Raw genomic sequence first — 17,370 nt, forward strand, 5'->3', positions numbered from 1 at the left:
TCCGGATCCGGCCGCGGCGGGCCCGACGTGCCCGGATGCCGGGGTTCGTGCGGATGACACCGGTCTCGCGCCCTAGACTGTCGCAGGCGCACGAGTGTCGTGCGCCCAGGATCCGAGGAGGACGACCGACGGTGGCGCCCAGCAAGCGCGAGCGCGAGTACGCCCGCAAGCGCGAGGCCAAGTGGGACGAGCGGCGACGCGCCAAGCAGGAGCGCCGCCGCCGGATCGGCGTGATCGTGGCGATCGTGGCGATCTTCGGCCTCGTCGCCGGTGGCGCCCTCGTCGCGGGCCTGACCTCCTCCGACGACCCCGCGCCGGCGTCCGGCGCGCAGGACGAGCAGGCGGCCGCCGGTGCGTGCCCGCCCGGCGCGACCGAGGCGCGCGACGGCGGCGAGGTGCCCGACCCCGCGGTGGCCGAGGACCGCGCCTGGACCGCGTCGGTCGACCTCTGCGTCGACGGGGCCACCGAGACCGTCGGGCTCGAGCTGGTCGGCGCCGAGGCGCCGCAGGCGGTGGCGAGCTTCGTGTCCCTGGCCCAGCAGGGCTACTTCGACGGCACGCAGTGCCACCGGCTGACCACGCAGGGCATCCACGTCCTGCAGTGCGGCGACCCGACCGCCACCGGCACCGGCGGCCCCGGCTACTCGTTCGGGCCGGTGGAGAACGCCCCCGCCGACGACGTCTACCCGGCCGGCACGCTGGCCATGGCCCGTCGGGGCGGCGACGCCGCGTCGATGGGCTCGCAGTTCTTCCTCGTCTACGAGGACTCGACCATCCCGTCCGACGCAGCAGGCGGGTACACGGTGTTCGGCACCGTGACGTCCGGCCTGGACACGATCCAGGCAGTCGCTGACGCGGGCACGGCCGACGGAGCCGGCGACGGCTCCCCGGCGAGCCCCGTCATCATCGAAGGAGTGGAGACCCAGTGAGCGAGAGCACCCCCGGCTCGACCGGCCCCGAGGACGTCGAGGCCACCGAGCAGGCACAGGCCGAAACTCCTGGCGCCGGGACCGAGGAGTCCGCGACCCCGCCGCCCGCACCCGCCCCGGCGGCGCCCGCGCCGAAGCCGTCGGCCCCCAAGCCGGCCCCGCCCCGCCCGGGCGCGCCCAAGCCCTCGGCGCTCAAGCGGCCGACGCCGGCCACGGCGCCGACGCCCACGGCTCCGGCCGCGCCCGTCCCGCCCGTCCACGACGCGGCGGAGTCCGCGGCGGCCGCCGAGTTCGGCCGCGTGGACGACGACGGCACCGTGCACGTGCGCGACGGCGACACCGAGCGCGTCGTGGGCCAGTACCCGGGCGTGTCCACCGAGGAGGCGCTGACCCTGTACGTGCGGCGCTACCTGGACCTCGTGGCGAAGGTGGCCCTGTTCGAGACGCGCCTGGACAGCGCGGACCTGTCGATCCGCGAGATCGACCAGACGCTGGGCAAGCTGGCCGACGAGACCACCGAGCCGGCCGCCGTCGGCGACCTCGACGCCCTGCGCCGCCGCGTGGAGCACGCGCGCACCCGGGCGGCCGAGCGCCGTGCCGCGCTCGAGGCCGAGCGCGTCGCCGCCAAGGAGCGCGCGGTCGAGGCCCGCACCGAGATCGTCGAGGCCGCGGAGAAGATCGCCGGCACCGACCCGGACAAGATGCAGTGGCGTCCCGCCGGGGAGGAGCTGCGCCACCTGCTCGAGCGCTGGAAGGAGTCCCAGCGCAACGGGCCGCGCGTCGACCGCCCGACCGAGGAGGCCCTCTGGAAGCGGTTCAGCCAGGCGCGCACCGCCTTCGACCGCGAGCGCCGGCACTTCTTCGCCGAGCTGGAGCAGCGCAACGCCGCGGCCAAGGTCACCAAGGAGAAGATCGTCGCCGAGGCCGAGGCCCTGCAGCACTCCACGGAGTGGGGGCCCACGACGCGGGAGTACCGCGAGCTGATGAACCGCTGGAAGGCGGCGGGCCGGGCGCACCGCAAGGACGACGACGCCCTGTGGGCACGGTTCCGGGCGGCGCAGGACGTGTTCTTCGGCGCGCGGGACGAGGCGAACGCGGCGATCGACGCGGAGTACGGCGAGAACCTCCAGGTCAAGGAGGCGCTCCTCGCCGAGGCGGAGGCGCTGCTGCCCGTGCGGGACGTCGACGCCGCCAAGGAGGCGCTGCGCGGGATCCAGGACCGTTGGGAGGAGGCCGGCAAGGTGCCGCGGGGCGACCTGTCGCGCGTCGAGGGGCGCCTGCGTGCGGTCGAGAGCGCGGTCCGCGACGCCGAGGACGACAAGTGGCGCCGCACGAACCCCGAGACGCAGGCGCGTGCCGAGGGCGCGGCCGCTCAGCTCGAGGAGGCGATCACGGCCATGGAGTCCGAGCTCGCCGACGCCGAGTCCTCCGGCGACACGCGGTCCGCCGAGGAGCTGCGGGGCGCCATCGCGGCGCGCCGGGCGTGGCTGGAGCAGGTCGTCAAGGCGGCGGAGGACTCCCGCGGCTGACAGCATGGCCTGTGGACGCCCGCGGGTGTCCACAGGCCATGCCGGCCGGACCGTCGTGCGCGGCAGCCGGCTCCTAGGGTCGCCGGCGGGGGACGTCCCCGCGACGCCGGAGGTGATCGGGTGCCCGCTGCCGCCACGACGGCTGCGCGACCGCTGCGCGAGCTGCTGCACGGTCCCGGCGGAGACGTCACGGTCGTGCGTCCGGCGGACGTGGGCGGCGCCGCCGCCTGGCAGACCCTGGTGCGCGAGGGCGTCCTGCGGGTGCTGCGCGGCGAGGCCGCCTGCCCCGCGGACCGGGTCGTCGACGCCGGGCTGCGCGGCACGGTGCTCGCCGCCGACGTCCCGCACGGCGCCGTGGTCACGGCCCGCACGGCCACCTGGGTCCGCACCGGCTGCGGCCGCCCGGACCCTCTCGACCTGACCTACCCGGCGGGCCGCCACCGGCCCGACCGGCCAACCGGCGCCCGGTTGTGGCAGGCCCGCCTGCTGGGCCCGGACGTGCGCGACGTCGGCGGCGTGGCCGTGACCACGACGCAGCGCACGCTGGTCGAGCTGGTGCTGCACGGCACCGATCCCGCCGAGACGGTGGACCTGGCCGTCGCCCTGCTGCGGGCCGGCGCGCGGGTCGAGGAGGCGCACGGCAGCATCTCGGCCCGGACCCGCGTGGCCGCCCGCGCTCGCGCCCACGACCTGCTCGACGCGGCCGCCGCGGTCCTGGACCCCGACGGCGCCCGCGCACCGGCGGACTGCCCGGCGTAGGTTGACCCCATGCCTTCCGCGCGAGCAGTCGAGGTCGACGCCGCCGGACGCTCCGTGCGGGTGTCCAGCCCGGACCGGGTCGTGTTCGCCGACCTGGGGGTCACGAAGCTGGAGGTGGTCGAGTACTTCCTCGCCGTCGGCGACGGCATCCTCGGCGCCCTGTTGGACCGCCCCACGACGCTCGAACGCTGGCCCAAGGGCTACTCCCCCGACGCCGTGATGGCCACCCGCACGGACTCCCACGGCGACGCCTTCTACCAGAAGCGGGTCCCGAAGGGAGCACCCGACTACGTGCGCACGGCGCGGATCGCGTTCCCGTCGGGGCGCACCGCGGACGAGGTCGCCCCGAGCGAGCTCGCCGTGGTCGCCTGGGCCGCCCAGCTGGGCACGCTGACCTTCCATCCCTGGCCCGTGCGCCGCGACGACGTCGAGCAGGTGGACCAGCTGCGCATCGACCTCGACCCGCAGCCGGGCACCGACTACGCCGACGCGGCCCGGGTGTCGCTGACGCTGCGCGAGGTCCTCGGCGAGCTCGACCTGGTCGGGTACCCGAAGACCTCCGGCGGACGGGGCCTGCACGTGTTCGTCCCGGTCGCACCACGGTGGAGCTTCGTCCAGGCGCGGCGGGCGACCATCGCGATCGGCCGCGAGCTGGAGCGTCGGCTGCCCGGGACGGTCACCACCCGCTGGTGGAAGGAGGAGCGCGGCGAGCGGATCTTCGTCGACTACAACCAGATGGCACGCGACCGCACGATGGCCTCGGCCTACTCCCTGCGGCCCAACCCGCGTGCGACGGTCTCGACGCCGCTGGACTGGGACGAGGTGACCGAGGTGCACCCGGACGACTTCACGCTGCGCACGGTGCCGGACCGGTTCGCCGAGCGCGGCGACCTCCACGCGGCGCTGCGCGCCGACCGCGACCCGGCGCTCGACTGCTCGCTCCAGGCCGCGCTGGACCTGGCCCGGCGCGACGAGGAGGAGCACGGGCTGGGCGACCTGCCGTACCCGCCGGAGTACCCGAAGCAGCCCGGTGAGCCCAAGCGGGTCCAACCCTCGCGGGACACCGACCGTCCCCGGGCGGCGGACGGCTGAGCCCTCGCGCCGGGCGCCCGGTGCCGCTCAGGCCCGCTCGTACCGCAGCAGCACGGTCCCGTTGTCGAAACGGCGCGTCTCGGCGAGCTCCAGGGCCAGGTCCATGCCCGCGGGCAGGGCGCGCAGACCGCCGCCCAGGGCGCGCGGCGCCACGAACAGCTGCAGCACGTCGACCATGCCGGAGCGCAACGCGTCGGCGGCCGTCGTCGGCCCGGACACCTCCACCGTCCCGTCGGCGTCGGCGACGATCTGCGCCAGCCGCCGGGTCGTCAGGCGGGGCTCCACCGTGGTCCGAGGGGCGTCGACGCCCGTGGCCGCCAGCCGGTCGGAGCAGACGATCTTGTCCGCCGCGGCCCAGATCGCGGCGTAGTCGTCCTCGACCGCGCTCTGCCCGGCGGGCCAGGTGTCCCACACCCGCATCGTGCCGAACATGCGGCGGCCCATGACGTAGGTGCCCACGTCACGCAGCCGGTCGTTGAAGAAGGCGTGCAGCTCGTCGCTCGGGGCCGTCCAGTCGATGCTGCCGTCGGCGTCGGCCACGAACCCGTCGATCGAACAGGTCGTCGAGTACAGAAGAGTTCCCATGACCGGACCGACCCTCCCGGGAGCCAGGACTCATCGGTCCACGACGCCGGGAGCTCCCGGCAGGATCTCCGCCAGGTCGTAGCCGACCGGTTCGACGAGCTGGTCGTACGTGCACGACGCCGGCTCGCGGTCGGGGCGCCACCGCTTGAACTGGGCCGTGTGACGGAACCGCGCGCCCTCCATGTGGTCGTAGCCGACCTCGAGGACCCGCTCGACGCGCAGCGGGGTGAAGGACAGGTCCTTGCCCGCGCTCCACCGCGACTGCGCACCGGGCCGGCGCTCCCCCGCGCTGCCGTCCGCCACCGCGGGGTCCTGCCAGTCGGCCCAGGGGTGGGCCGCGGCCTCCGGGCTGCCGGGGGCGACCTGCAGCGGGGCGAGCTCGTCGTACAGCGTGGCGCGCCGGGCCGCCGGGAAGGAGGCGGCGACCCCGACGAACTGCAGTGACGGGCCGACGTCGTCATCGTCGGCCGCGCGGTACAGCCCGAGCAGCAGCGACCCCACCAGGGGGCGGTCCGGGGTCGAGGTCTTGTGCTCGCGCAGCCCGGCGAGGACGACGTCGGCCGTGCGGGCGTGCTTGATCTTGAGCCAGCCGCGCTTGTTCGGCTCGTAGACCCCGTCGGCGGACTTGGCCACCACACCGTCCAGTCCGGCGCCCTCGAAGGCGGCGAACCACTCGCGCGCGGTCGCCGCGTCGGCCGTGCGCGGCGTGGCGTGCACCTGGGGCCCGGACAGGCTGAGCCCGTCCAGCCGGCCCAGCCGCTCGGTCAGCGGTCGGGAGGTCAGGTCCTCGTCGTCGAGCGCCAGCAGGTCGAAGACGACGAGGCTGGCCGGCACCTCGCCGGCGAGCATCTCGACCCGCGAGGCCGCCGGGTGGATGCGCTGGCTCAGCGTGTCGAAGTCGAGGTGCGCGGCGTCGCGGTCGCCGCCCGGGGGACGGGCCACGACGATCTCCGCGTCGACCACGCACCGGGTCGGCAGGACGTCCAGCACCGCCTCGACGAGCTCGGGGAAGTAGCGCTGCATCGGGCGGGCGTTGCGCGAGTCGATCCGGACCTCGGTGCCGTCGCGGTAGACGATCGCACGGAAGCCGTCCCACTTGGGTTCGTAGACCCAGCCGGTACCGTCGTCGGGCTGGTCGGGCACCGAGGCGACCGACCGGGCCAGCATGGGCCGGACCGGCGGGCTGAGCGGCAGATCCATGCTGGCGAACCTACGCCGCCTCGGGCCCTCGTGCCCGGTCAGTCCTGCCGGGTCGCGCGTCGACCGGTCGGACGACGACCGGTCAGGCGTCGACCGGGGCCTCCGGTGCGGTGGACCCGACCTCGTCGGCCTTCGTGCCCGTGATGCGGTACACGTCGAAGACGCCGTCGATCTTGCGGGCGGCGGCCAGCACCTGCTGCAGGTGCGCGGGCTCGGCCATCTCGAAGACGAACCGCGAGATGGCGATGCGGTCGGTCGAGGTCGACACGGTCGCCGACAGGATGTTGACGTGGTGGTCGGACAGCACCCGCGTGACGTCCGACAGCAGCCGCGACCGGTCCAGCGCCTCGACCTGGATCTGGACCAGGAACATCGTGTTCGCCCCGGTGGTCCAGGAGACGTCCACGATGCGCTCGGGCTGCTCGCGCAGCTGGGCGAGGTTCGCGCAGTCGGACCGGTGCACGCTCACACCGGCCCCGCGGGTGACGAACCCGACGATGTCGTCGCCGGGCACGGGCGTGCAGCACTTGGCGAGCTTGACCCAGATGTCGTCCATGCCCTTGACGGCCACCCCGGGGTCCCCGGTGGAGCGCGACCGCCGCACGGCCTGGCCGGGCCGGGCGACCTCGGCGGTGTCCTCGGCAGTGCCGTCCTCGCCGCCGAGGGACTTCACGAGCGTCTCGACGACGTGCTGGGCGGAGACGTTGTTCTCCCCCACCGCGGCGTACAGCGCGGAGACGTCGTCGTAGCGCAGCTCGTTGGCCAGCCCCACGAGCGCCTCGTGGCTCAGCAGCCGCTGGATCGGCAGGTTCTGCTTGCGCATCGCCCGCGTGATCGCGTCCTTGCCGCGCTCGATCGCCTCGTCGCGGCGCTCCTTGGTGAACCACTGCCGGATCTTGTTGCGCGCCCGGCCGGACTTCACGAAGTTCAGCCAGTCGTGCGACGGGCCGGCGGTCTCGGCCTTGGAGGTGAGCACCTCGACGACGTCACCGTTCTGCAGCGGCGAGTCGAGCGGCACGAGCCGGCCGTTGACGCGCGCGCCCATGGTGCGGTGTCCGACCTCGGTGTGCACCGAGTAGGCGAAGTCGACCGGGGTGGCCCCGGCCGGCAGCGCCATGACCTCGCCCTTGGGCGTGAACACGTAGACCTCGGCCGCGCCGATCTCGTAGCGCAGCGAGTCGAGGAACTCTCCCGGGTCGGCGGTCTCGCGCTGCCAGTCCACGAGCTGGCGCAGCCAGGTCATGTCGTTGGCCCGCGGGTCGTCCGACCCGGCCTTGCCGGCGCGCGCCGTCTCCTTGTACTTCCAGTGCGCGGCGACGCCGTACTCGGCACGGCGGTGCATGTCGTGCGTGCGGATCTGGATCTCGACCGGCTTGCCGCCGGGGCCCACGACCGTCGTGTGCAACGACTGGTACATGTTGAACTTCGGCATCGCGATGTAGTCCTTGAACCGGCCGGGCACCGGGTTCCACCGCGCGTGCAGCGCACCGAGCGCCGCGTAGCAGTCGCGTACCGAGTCCACCAGGACGCGGGTACCGACCAGGTCGTAGATCTCCGTGAAGTCGTGGCCGCGCACGATCATCTTCTGGTAGATCGAGTAGTAGTGCTTCGGACGTCCGGTCACCGTGGCCCGGATCTTCGCCCCGCGCAGGTCCGCAGCGATCTGCTCGCGCACCACGCCGAGATACTCCTCGCGGGCCGGCGCGCGCTCGGCGACCAGGTGCACGATCTCGTCGTACACCTTGGGGTACAGGGTCTGGAAGGACAGGTCCTCCAGCTCCCACTTGATCGTGTTCATGCCCAGGCGGTGCGCCAGCGGGGCATAGATCTCCAGCGTCTCGCGCGCCTTGCGGGACGCCGACGACCCCGAGACGTACTTCCAGGTGCGCGCATTGTGCAGCCGGTCGGCGAGCTTGATGACCAGCACGCGGATGTCCTTGGCCATGGCCACGACCATCTTGCGCACGGTCTCGGCCTGGGCCGCGTCGCCGTAGGTGACCTTGTCCAGCTTCGTCACGCCGTCGACGAGCATCGCGATCTCGCCGCCGAAGTCGCGCGTCAGGTCGTCGAGCGAGTACTCGGTGTCCTCGACCGTGTCGTGCAGCAGCGCGGCAGCCAGCGTCGCGCCGTCGAACCCGAGCTCGGCCAGGATCGTGGCGACCGCGACGGGGTGGGTGATGTACGGGTCGCCCGACTTGCGCTGCTGACCGCGGTGCGCCTTCTCCGCGATGCCGTAGGCACGCTCCAGGACGCTCAGGTCGCTCTTGGGGTGGTTGGTGCGCACCGCCTGCAGCAGCGGTTCGAGGGCGGGCGTCGACGGCGTCGCGCCGCGCACGCCGAGGCGGACGAGCCGGTTGCGCACGCCCCTGCCGGCGCCGTTGGACGCGGGCCGGGGCGCCTCGTCCGCGGACCGGACCTGCGTGTCGTCGCTCACGAGCACCTCCTTCGCCCATCGTCGCCGGGCTGACCTCCGGGACGGCAAGTCTACGTCTCCACCCGCAGCAGGGTCTCGACCGTGTGGTCGGCGAGCCGTTCACGACCACCCAGACCGGCCAGCTCGAGCAGGAACGCCAGCGCCACCACGGTGGCGCCGCTGCGTTCGACGAGCCGCGCCGCGGCCTGTGCGGTCCCGCCCGTGGCCAGCACGTCGTCGACCACCAGAACACGCGCACCGGGTGCCAATGTTCCCCGGCGCAGCTCGATGGACGCGTGGCCGTACTCGAGCTCGTAGTCCTCGCGCTCGACCGGCGGGGGCAGCTTGCCAGCCTTGCGCAGCGGCACGAAGCCCACGCCGAGCCGGGTGGCCAGCGGTGCACCGAGCAGGAACCCGCGCGCCTCCATCCCGGCGACCACGTCGACCCCGCCGTCGGCCTCGACCAGCGCCGCGAAGGCGTCGGTCACGTCGGCCAGCGCCGCACCGTCCGCCAGCAGCGGCGTGATGTCGCGGAAGACGATCGGGGGGTGCGGGTAGTCCGGGACGTCGTGGATCAGGTCCCGGATCTCGGTCGCCCTGGCCGGGCCGAGCCCGGCCAGGGCGACCAGCGAGATGTCGTCGGTCACGCGCCGCGTCACCGGCCGCGCTTGCGCCGGGGCTGGGACCCGTGACCCTGGTGGTGACCGGGGATGAGCTGGGACCGGCCGGCCGCGACCGCGGCGAGCTCGGCGTCGTGACCGCCCTCCGTGGCCAGGCGCTCGCGCTCGGCCAGGACCTCGGCGGTGTGCTGACGGATCTTCGGCTCCCGCTCGCGCAGGGACACGTCCAGCGGGGTGGCCAGGAAGATCGACGAGGCCGCGCCGACGGCGATCCCCACGAACAGCGACAGGGACAGGTCCCGCAGCGTGCCCGCACCGAGCACGAACGCGCCGAGGAAGAGGATGCCCGCCACCGGCAGCAGCGCCACCACGGAGGTGTTGATGGACCGCACCAGGGTCTGGTTGACGGCCAGGTTGGCCCGCTCGCCGTAGGTGTTGCGCGACTGGTCCAGCACGCCGGTGGTGTTCTCCCGCACCTTGTCGAACACGACCATCTTGTCGTACAGCGAGAAGCCGAGGATCGTCAGGAAGCCGATGATCGTCGAGGGCGTGACCTCCCAGCCGATGAGCGCGTACACACCGGCGGAGATCAGCAGGTCGCTGAGCATCGCGAGGATGCCGGCGACCGACATGCGCCAGGCCCGGAAGTAGACGGCCATGAAGGCGGCGGCGAGCAGGACGAAGACGACCACGCCCCACAGGGCGCGCTCGGACACCGCCGAGCCCCACGTCGGCCCCACGAACGAGGCGTCGACGTCCGCCGGGTCGACCCCGTAGCCCTCGGCGAGGGCCTCGATGACGGCGGTCTGCTCCGCGCCGGAGACCTGCGTGGTCTGCACGCGGACGGCCTCGCCGCCCACGACCGCCACGCGCGGCTCGTCCTCGGGCAGGACCTCCTGCACGGCGTCGACGGCCACGGACTGCTCCGTGGTGGTCGTGCTGGTGACCGTGAACTCCGAGCCACCGCGGAAGTCGATGCCCAGGGTCAGGCCCTTGGTGAGCAGGATGATGATCGAGGCGATCCCGAGGACGCCGACGATCGAGAACCAGACGCGCCGCTTGGCGACGATCGGGTAGGAGCGACGGCCCGTGTAGAGGTCGTTGCCCCACTGGGCGAAGGTCATGCTGCCGGCCATCAGCGGTTCTCCTCGTTCTCGCCGGGGACGGCGTCGTGGCTGCGGTCGTCGGTCCCGGGGTCGTCCGGCGGTCCGTCGGCCGCGGCCGCACGCCGCTGCGCCGCACGACGCTCGGCGATCGTCAGCCGGCGACCGGAGTCGTCCGTCGTCGGTGCCGGGGACGACGCCGCGCCCGCCATGGCCGGGACCGGCTCCTCGGCGGTGGTCTCGGGCTCGGGCGTCGGGCGGGCCACCCGGCCGGCGCCCACGTACCGCGGACCGCCGGTGCTGCGCAGCCGCTCGGGCGACAGCCCCGACAGCGAGTGGCCGTCGCGGAAGAACGGCACCTTGGTCAGCAGCTGCAGCGTCGGGTGGGTGAACCAGAACACCACGGCGATGTCGATGATCGTCGTCAGACCCAGGGTGAACGCGAAGCCCTGCACCCCGCCGACGGCGAGGAAGTACAGCACGATCGCGGAGATGAGGGTGACGGACTTCGCCGCCAGCACCGTGCGCTTGGCCCGGCGCCAGCCGCGCTCGACCGCCATCGCCATCGAGCGCCCGTCGCGCATCTCGTCGCGGATGCGTTCGAAGTACACGATGAACGAGTCCGCCGTGAACCCGATGGCCACGATCAGACCGGCGACACCCGCCAGGGACAGGCGGTAGTCGATCGTCCAGGACAGCAGCGCGATGGACACGTAGGTGATCGCCGCGGCGATGAGCAGCGAGCCCACGGTCACCAGGCCCAGCGTGCGGTACTGGAACAGCGAGTACACCACGACCAGGGCCATACCGATCAGACCGGCGATCAGACCGTTGCGCAGCTGCTCCGAGCCGAGCGTCGCCGAGATCGTCTCCTGGCTCTGCACCTCGTAGGCGATCGGCAGCGAGCCGAAGCTGAGCTGGTTGGCCAGCGTGGCCGCGGAGTCGCGCGTGAAGTTGCCCGAGATCGTGGCCTGGCCGTCGGTGATGATGACGCCGGGGTCCAGCGAGGGTGCCGAGATCACGAGACCGTCGAGCACCATCGCGAACTGGTTGCGCGGCGGCTCCAGGCCCTGCAGGCGCTCGGTGACCGTGCGGAACTCCGTGGTGCCCTGGTCGTCGAACTCGATGAAGACGCCCCACTCGTTGGTGACCGAGCCGTTCGGGCCCGGCACCAGGCCGGAGCTGGCGTTCGACAGGCTCGTGCCGTCGACCTCGACCGGGCCGAGGACGTACTTGAGCAGGCTGCCGTCGTTGGAGCAGGTCACGAGCACCTGGTCCGGGTTCGCGCCGCCACCGCCGACCAGGTTTGCCGGGTCGGTGCAGTCGAGCGCGGCGAACTTCTCCTCCACGGCGGGCGTGATCTGCGCGAGGTCGGAGGCGTCGGTGGGGTCGACGTCCTGGGCCTCGGCGGCGATCTGCTCGTCGAACGCGGCGAGCTCCTCCTGCGTGGCGCCCTGCGGAGCCTCGTCCTCGGTCGCCTCGCCCTCGGCGTCGCCGTCGGCGGATCCTTCGGCGTCGGCCGAGGCCTCGGCCGTCGGCTCCTGGGCCGGGAGGCCGAGCTCGTAGGTCAGGACAGGCCGGAAGCGCATCTGCGCGGGCTGGGAGACGAGGTCGATCGTCGCCTGGTCCACCTCACCGGGGATGGAGACGACGATGTTCTCCCCGCCCTGGTTGACGATCTCGGCCTCGACGACGCCGGAGGAGTCGATGCGCTGCCGGATGACGTTGATCGACTCGTCGATCGCCTCCGGGGTCAGCTCCGAACCATCCGTGGACGTCGGCGTCAGGATGATCTGGGTCCCGCCCTGCAGGTCGAGAGCGAGTCCGGGTGCCAGGCTGGCGCCGCCGGGGTTCTCGTCGCTCTTGGGGTCCAGGTACGTCCCGACGAGGAGTGCCACGAACGGCACCACCATCGACAGGAGCGCGAAGACCACGAGCGTGCGTACCGGACGCGAACGCCGCGTGCTGGAGTTGGCCACTTGGTTCTCTTCCCGTGTGCGCGCCGCCGGAGCGGAGCGTGATGGCGCCGGCCGGGTTCAGACCCGACCGGCGCAGAGGTCACTTGTCGTCGGTCTCGCCGTGCTCCCGGCGCTTGTCCTCCTGGACCTTCCGCTCCGCGGTGTCCAGCTCCGACAGGTCGTCCGGGACCTCGACGGGACCGTCTGCCGGGGCGATGCTACCGGTTTCCGACGTGTCCTCGGTCACCTCGGTCTCCTCGGCCTCCTCGACCGGCTCGTCCATCCGCTTCACGACGGCGGCGCGGAGCCAGCGGGTGCGCGAGCCCGGGGTGGACTCGAGGGTGACGATGTCCGACTCCTCGTCGACCTCGATGACGGTCCCGACGAGGCCGGAGCCGGTCATGACCTCCTGGCCGGGGGCGAGCGAGGACCGGAACTCGGACTGCTTCTTCTGCTGCTTGCGCGTGCGCGAGCTCATGAAGAGCATGAGGGCCGCGAGCACGGCGAAGAGGATGATGATCGAGAAATCCACGGGGATTCAGTCCTTCAATCGGAAGATCGAGTGTTCGTCTCAGTCTAGGGCGCCGCGCGGGCACCCTAGGCCTCGTCGAACAACGTCCGCGACGTCGCCCCGGTTCCCCCACCGGTCGTCGGGGCCGGCGCGGCCCACGTCCCGGCCGGCGGCTCGATGCCGAGGTGCTCCCACGCGGCCGCGGTCGCGACCCGGCCCCGGGGCGTGCGCGCCACGAGCCCCTCGCGCACCAGGTAGGGCTCGGCCACCGTCTCGACCGTGTCCGACTCCTCCCCGACCGTCATGGCCAGGGTCGTCAGGCCGACCGGCCCCCCGCCGAACCGGCGGCACAGCGCCGTCAGCACGGCGCGGTCCAGCCGGTCCAGGCCGATGGGGTCGACCTCGTAGACCTCCAGGGCGGCACGGGCCGCGCGCAGGTCGAGCACCCCGTCGCCGCGCACCTGCGCCCAGTCCCGCACGCGGCGCAGCAGCCGGTTGGCGATCCGGGGCGTGCCGCGCGAACGCCCGGCGATCTCGTGCGCGGCCTCGTGGCGGATGTCGACACCGAGGAGCCCCGCCGAGCGCAGGATCACGCGTTCGAGCTCGTCCGCCTCGTAGAAGTCGAGGTGCCCGGTGAACCCGAAGCGGTCGCGCAGCGGTGCCGGCAGCAGCCCCGAGCGGGTGGTGGCGCCCACCACGGTGAACGGCGGCAGGGTCAGGGGGATGGCGCTGGCGCCCGCCCCCTTGCCGACGACGACGTCGACGCGGAAGTCCTCCATGGCGACGTAGAGCAGCTCCTCGGCGGGGCGGGCGAGGCGGTGGATCTCGTCGATGAACAGCACCTCGCCCTCCTCCAGGGAGGACAGCACGGCGGCGAGGTCGCCGGCGTGCTGGATCGCGGGGCCGCTGGTGACCCGCAGGGAGGTGCCGAGCTCGGCGGCGATGATCATCGCCAGCGTCGTCTTGCCCAGCCCCGGAGGACCGGACAGCAGCACGTGGTCCGGGGCGGTGTCCCGGCCGATGGAGGCCTGCAGCACCAGCGAGAGCTGGTCGCGCACGACCCGCTGCCCGACGAAGTCGTCGAGCTTCTTGGGCCGCAGCGCCGCCTCCGCGGCCCGCTCGACCTCGTCGGCGCCGGCGCCGACGAGGCGCTCGCCGAGGTCCTGGGGGTCGATCGCGCCGTCAGCCATGACGCGGCCCCAGCTGTCGCAGCGCGGCACGCAGGGTCGACGGCACCTCGGTGGGGCCCACACGGTCGGTGCCCGCCTCCGCCAGCGCCTTGTCCACCGCGCCCTCGGCCACCTTGGCGGCCCAGCCCAGACCGACGAGCGCCTCGACGACCTGGTCGCGCTCGTCGCCGGCCGCGGAGGTCGCCGCGCCGGACGCGGCGCCGTCGTCGGGCCCGGGCGCTCCCAGACGGCCCGACAGCTCCAGCACGATGCGCTGCGCGCTCTTGGCACCGATGCCCGGGACGCGACGGAGCGCCGCGGTGTCCTCCTGGTCGACGGCGCGGCGCAGGGCGGACGGGGTGAGCACGGCCAGCATCGCCAGCGCGATCCGGGGCCCGACGCCGGACACGGACTGCGCGGTCTCGAACACCTCGCGCTCCTCGGTGTCCGCGAAGCCGTAGACCGTCATCGAGTCCTCCCGCACCACGAGGGTGGTGTGCAGGAGCGCTTGCTCGCCGACGCGCAGCCCGGCCAGGGTCGCCGGGGTCGCGTGGACCAGGTAGCCCACCCCACCGACGTCGACGACGGCGCGGTCCAGGGCGACCTGGGCCACGGTGCCGGACAGCGAGGCGATCATCGGACGGTCTCCTTCCGTGGGGTGCGCGGACCGCGCTGGGCGCCCCGCGCACGGTGCTCGGCGGCGGCCCAGGCGCGCTGCGCCGGGGTGAGCTCGTGGCGGTCGCCGCCCTGCAGGGCGCCCGCCGGGCGCCACAGGTGCGTGATGGCCAGGGCGAGGGCGTCGGCGGCGTCGGCGGGGCTGGGCGCGGTGTCCAGCCGCAGGATGGAGGCCACCATGCGCTGGACCTGGGCCTTCTCCGCCCGGCCCGACCCCGTCACGGCCGCCTTGACCTCGCTCGGGGTGTGCATGGCCACGGGCACGCCGCGGCGCGCGGCGGCGACCATCGCCAGCCCGGCGACCTGGGCCGTGCCCATGACGGTGCCACGGTTGTTCTGGGCGAAGACCCGCTCGACCGCCACCACGTCCGGGGTGTGCTCCTCCAGCCAGCCCTCGAGGCCGTCGGCGATCTCGAGCAGGCGCAGGTCCGTGCTCGTCCCCGGCGCCGACGTCAGCACACCCACACCCACGAGGGCCGCCCGGCGCCCGCGCCGGGAGTCCACGACCCCGACACCGCACCGGGTCAGCCCCGGATCCACTCCCAGCACTCGCACGCCGTCACTGTCTCACGCACCGGTGACAGGCCTGCCGAGGCGCGCCTGGACGGGACGACGCCCGCACCCTGCGGTGCGCTCCGCGTCGGCCCACGCACCACCGGGTCGGACCGTCGCTGCACTCCCCTGCGGGCACGTGCCTCGTCCCTCGACCCGCACCCTGCGGTGCGCTCCGCGTCGGCCCTCCGCGTCAGTCGTCGGAGTCGAGGGCGGCCATGACCTCGTCGGTCGCGTCGAAGTTCGCGTAGACGTTCTGCACGTCGTCGCTGTCCTCGAGCGCGTCGATGAGCCGCATGATCTTGCGCGCACCCTCGACGTCGACCTCCACCTGCATCGACGGGTGCCAGATCGAGTCCGCCGAGTCGTACTCCATGCCGGCGTCGACGATCGCGCTGCGCACGTCGACCAGGTCGGTCGCCTCGGACAGCACCTCGATGTAGTCGCCCTGGTCGGTGACCTCCTCGGCCCCGGCGTCCAGTGCCGCCAGCATCACGTCGTCCTCGGTGACGCCCTCGGCCTTGGGGACCACGACCTGGCCCTTGCGGGAGAACAGGTAGGACACCGAGCCCGGGTCGGCCAGCGACCCGCCGTTGCGGGTGAACGCGGTGCGCACCTCGGCCGCGGCACGGTTCTTGTTGTCGGTGAGGCACTCCACGAGCACGGCGATGCCGTTGTTGCCGTAGCCCTCGTACATGATGACCTGGTAGTCGACGGCGTCGGCGCCCTCACCGGAGCCGCGCTTGACCGCGCGGTCGATGTTGTCGTTCGGCACCGAGGACTTCTTGGCCTTCTGGATGGCGTCGAACAGCGTCGGGTTGCCCGTCGGGTCGCCGCCGCCGGTGCGTGCCGCGACCTCGATGTTCTTGATCAGCTTCGCGAAGAGCTTGCCGCGCTTGGCATCGATCGCCGCCTTCTTGTGCTTGGTCGTGGCCCACTTCGAGTGACCGGACATGACCTGACTAACTCCTTCGCGTGGCGTTGACTTCACGGACGAACTGCGCGTGCACCCGCCAGTCCCCGGTGACCTCCGGATGGAACGCGGTCGCGAGCAGTCGCCCCGAACGGGCTGCCACGATCTTACCGGCGGCCTCGCCGAGGCCGGTCCCGTCGGTCGACCGCTCGGGGATGCGGGCGAGGACCTCGACGTCGGGCCCCGCCGTGGAGATCCAGGGGGCGCGGATGAACACCGCGCGCACCGGACCGCCCTCGATCCCCTGCATCGCCAGGTCCGCCTCGAACGAGTCGACCTGACGACCGAACGCGTTGCGCTGCACGGTGACGTCCATGCCGCCGAGGGTCTGCTGGCCCTCGATGCCGCCGGTGATCCGGTCGGCGAGCAGGATCATGCCGGCGCACGAGCCGTACACGGGCAGCCCCTCGGCGATCGCGGTCCGCAACGGGTCCCGCAGCTCGAACACCCGCAGCAGCTTGTCCATCGTGGTCGACTCCCCGCCGGGCAGGACCAGCCCGTCGACCGCCTCCAGCTCGGAGCGGCGACGGACGCGGACGACGCGCGCACCGGCGCCCTCGAGGGCCCGGGTGTGCTCGCGCACGTCACCCTGCAGGGCGAGTACTCCGATCGTCGTGGTCACCGCGGCAGTGTACGCACCGGGGCGCGACCGGCGCGGAACCGTTCGCCAGGCCCTGCGGGGCGGACCGGCCGGGCCACCGTCAGTCGGCGGAGGCGAGCAGCTCGTCGTCGTTCTCCTCACCGAGGTGCCGGACCACGCCGTCCCAGCCTCGGACCAGGTGGTCGACGAGGTCGGGCAGGACGCGGGGGAACACCTCGCGCGTCTCGGCGCGCAGCTCGTCGGGGGTGAGCCAACGCATCTCGTCGAGGACGTCGCGTTCGCCGTCGGTCCAGCCGTGGTCGCTGGGTTCGTGACCACCGTCCACGCACGCCAGGAAGAACACCTCGTCCTGCCGGCAGGTCTCGGCCAGGAAGCGGAAGATCCCGGCACGGGTCATCACCGGGCCCACCAGGTCCTCGGCCGCCAGTGTCAGCCCCGCCTCCTCGTGCAGCTCGCGCAGCGCGGCCTCGACCTCGGTCTCACCGTCGTCGATGCCGCCGCCGACGGTGAACCACCAGGACCGGTCCGGGTCGTCGGCGTCGTGCCCGCGCACCAGCAGCACCCGGCCCCCGTCGTCCAGGAGGATGACGCGGGCCGCCCGCCGGTGTCGCAGGCCGTCGGGGCCGGGGACCCAGTCGGGGCCCAGCGACGCGGACGCCGAGGGCACCGCGGAACCGCTCGTCGTGACACGTTCGTGCATG

General features: G+C 73.3%; 17 protein-coding genes. 4 read left to right on the plus strand and 13 right to left on the minus strand.

Annotated features, from left to right (window positions below; genetic code table 11):
- Positions 1-131 precede the first annotated feature (131 nt).
- The 4 genes from V5O49_RS08400 (at position 132) to V5O49_RS08415 (ending at position 4,309) form a co-directional block, all read left to right on the plus strand.
- Positions 132-929 carry a peptidylprolyl isomerase gene (locus V5O49_RS08400; protein WP_278234525.1) on the plus strand — a complete coding sequence of 266 codons (798 nt, stop codon included), beginning with the start codon at positions 132-134 and terminating at the stop codon, positions 927-929.
- The gene (locus tag V5O49_RS08405; protein ID WP_332901828.1) at positions 926-2,458 is read left to right on the plus strand and encodes a DUF349 domain-containing protein; all 1,533 of its coding nucleotides are present in this window, start codon (positions 926-928) and stop codon (positions 2,456-2,458) included. The genes V5O49_RS08400 and V5O49_RS08405 overlap by 4 nt, the downstream gene beginning before the upstream one ends.
- 120 nt (positions 2,459-2,578) lie before the next feature.
- Entirely contained in the window at positions 2,579-3,217 is a 639-nt protein-coding gene (locus V5O49_RS08410; protein ID WP_332901829.1) for a hypothetical protein, read from the plus strand.
- 9 nt (positions 3,218-3,226) lie between these two features.
- Entirely contained in the window at positions 3,227-4,309 is a 1,083-nt protein-coding gene (locus tag V5O49_RS08415) for a DNA polymerase domain-containing protein (protein WP_332901830.1), read from the plus strand.
- Between the two features lie 27 nt (positions 4,310-4,336).
- Here the strand turns inward: V5O49_RS08415 and V5O49_RS08420 are convergent, their stop codons facing one another.
- The 13 genes from V5O49_RS08420 to V5O49_RS08480 all read right to left on the minus strand — a co-directional run bounded on the left by V5O49_RS08420 (position 4,337) and on the right by V5O49_RS08480 (position 17,369).
- Entirely contained in the window at positions 4,337-4,894 is a 558-nt protein-coding gene (locus V5O49_RS08420; RefSeq protein WP_332901831.1) for a dihydrofolate reductase family protein, read from the minus strand.
- 30 nt (positions 4,895-4,924) lie between these two features.
- Entirely contained in the window at positions 4,925-6,094 is a 1,170-nt protein-coding gene (locus tag V5O49_RS08425) for an ATP-dependent DNA ligase (RefSeq protein WP_332901832.1), read from the minus strand.
- Positions 6,095-6,176: 82 nt separating this feature from the next.
- Entirely contained in the window at positions 6,177-8,528 is a 2,352-nt protein-coding gene (locus V5O49_RS08430) for a RelA/SpoT family protein (protein ID WP_332901833.1), read from the minus strand.
- Between the two features lie 50 nt (positions 8,529-8,578).
- Positions 8,579-9,154, minus strand: a complete 576-nt coding sequence (locus V5O49_RS08435; protein WP_278234532.1) for an adenine phosphoribosyltransferase — start codon at positions 9,152-9,154, stop codon at positions 8,579-8,581.
- An 8-nt stretch (positions 9,155-9,162) separates the two neighbouring features.
- The gene (gene secF / locus V5O49_RS08440; RefSeq protein WP_278234533.1) at positions 9,163-10,263 is read right to left on the minus strand and encodes a protein translocase subunit SecF; all 1,101 of its coding nucleotides are present in this window, start codon (positions 10,261-10,263) and stop codon (positions 9,163-9,165) included.
- Positions 10,263-12,209: a protein translocase subunit SecD gene (secD, locus tag V5O49_RS08445; protein WP_332901834.1), complete on the minus strand. Its 1,947-nt coding sequence runs from the start codon at positions 12,207-12,209 to the stop codon at positions 10,263-10,265. Before secD ends, secF begins: the two co-directional genes overlap by 1 nt.
- A 79-nt stretch (positions 12,210-12,288) precedes the next feature.
- On the minus strand, positions 12,289-12,720 hold the full coding sequence (gene yajC / locus V5O49_RS08450) for a preprotein translocase subunit YajC (protein WP_278234534.1): 432 nt from the start codon (positions 12,718-12,720) through the stop codon (positions 12,289-12,291).
- 65 nt (positions 12,721-12,785) lie between these two features.
- A complete protein-coding gene (gene ruvB, locus V5O49_RS08455) occupies positions 12,786-13,889 on the minus strand; it encodes a Holliday junction branch migration DNA helicase RuvB (protein ID WP_332901835.1) in 1,104 nt (367 codons plus the stop codon).
- Positions 13,882-14,505 carry a Holliday junction branch migration protein RuvA gene (gene ruvA, locus V5O49_RS08460; protein WP_332901836.1) on the minus strand — a complete coding sequence of 208 codons (624 nt, stop codon included), beginning with the start codon at positions 14,503-14,505 and terminating at the stop codon, positions 13,882-13,884. Before ruvA ends, ruvB begins: the two co-directional genes overlap by 8 nt.
- The gene (gene ruvC / locus V5O49_RS08465) at positions 14,502-15,098 is read right to left on the minus strand and encodes a crossover junction endodeoxyribonuclease RuvC (protein ID WP_332901837.1); all 597 of its coding nucleotides are present in this window, start codon (positions 15,096-15,098) and stop codon (positions 14,502-14,504) included. Before ruvC ends, ruvA begins: the two co-directional genes overlap by 4 nt.
- Before the next feature lie 190 nt (positions 15,099-15,288).
- A complete protein-coding gene (locus V5O49_RS08470; RefSeq protein ID WP_278234538.1) occupies positions 15,289-16,050 on the minus strand; it encodes a YebC/PmpR family DNA-binding transcriptional regulator in 762 nt (253 codons plus the stop codon).
- Between the two features lie 7 nt (positions 16,051-16,057).
- Positions 16,058-16,690: a pyridoxal 5'-phosphate synthase glutaminase subunit PdxT gene (gene pdxT / locus V5O49_RS08475; RefSeq protein ID WP_332901838.1), complete on the minus strand. Its 633-nt coding sequence runs from the start codon at positions 16,688-16,690 to the stop codon at positions 16,058-16,060.
- Between the two features lie 79 nt (positions 16,691-16,769).
- Positions 16,770-17,369: an NUDIX hydrolase gene (locus tag V5O49_RS08480; RefSeq protein ID WP_332901839.1), complete on the minus strand. Its 600-nt coding sequence runs from the start codon at positions 17,367-17,369 to the stop codon at positions 16,770-16,772.
- Between the last annotated feature and the right edge of the window lies 1 nt (position 17,370).

Source organism: Isoptericola haloaureus, assembly GCF_036689775.1.
Classification (GTDB): Bacteria; Actinomycetota; Actinomycetes; order Actinomycetales; family Cellulomonadaceae; genus Isoptericola; species Isoptericola haloaureus.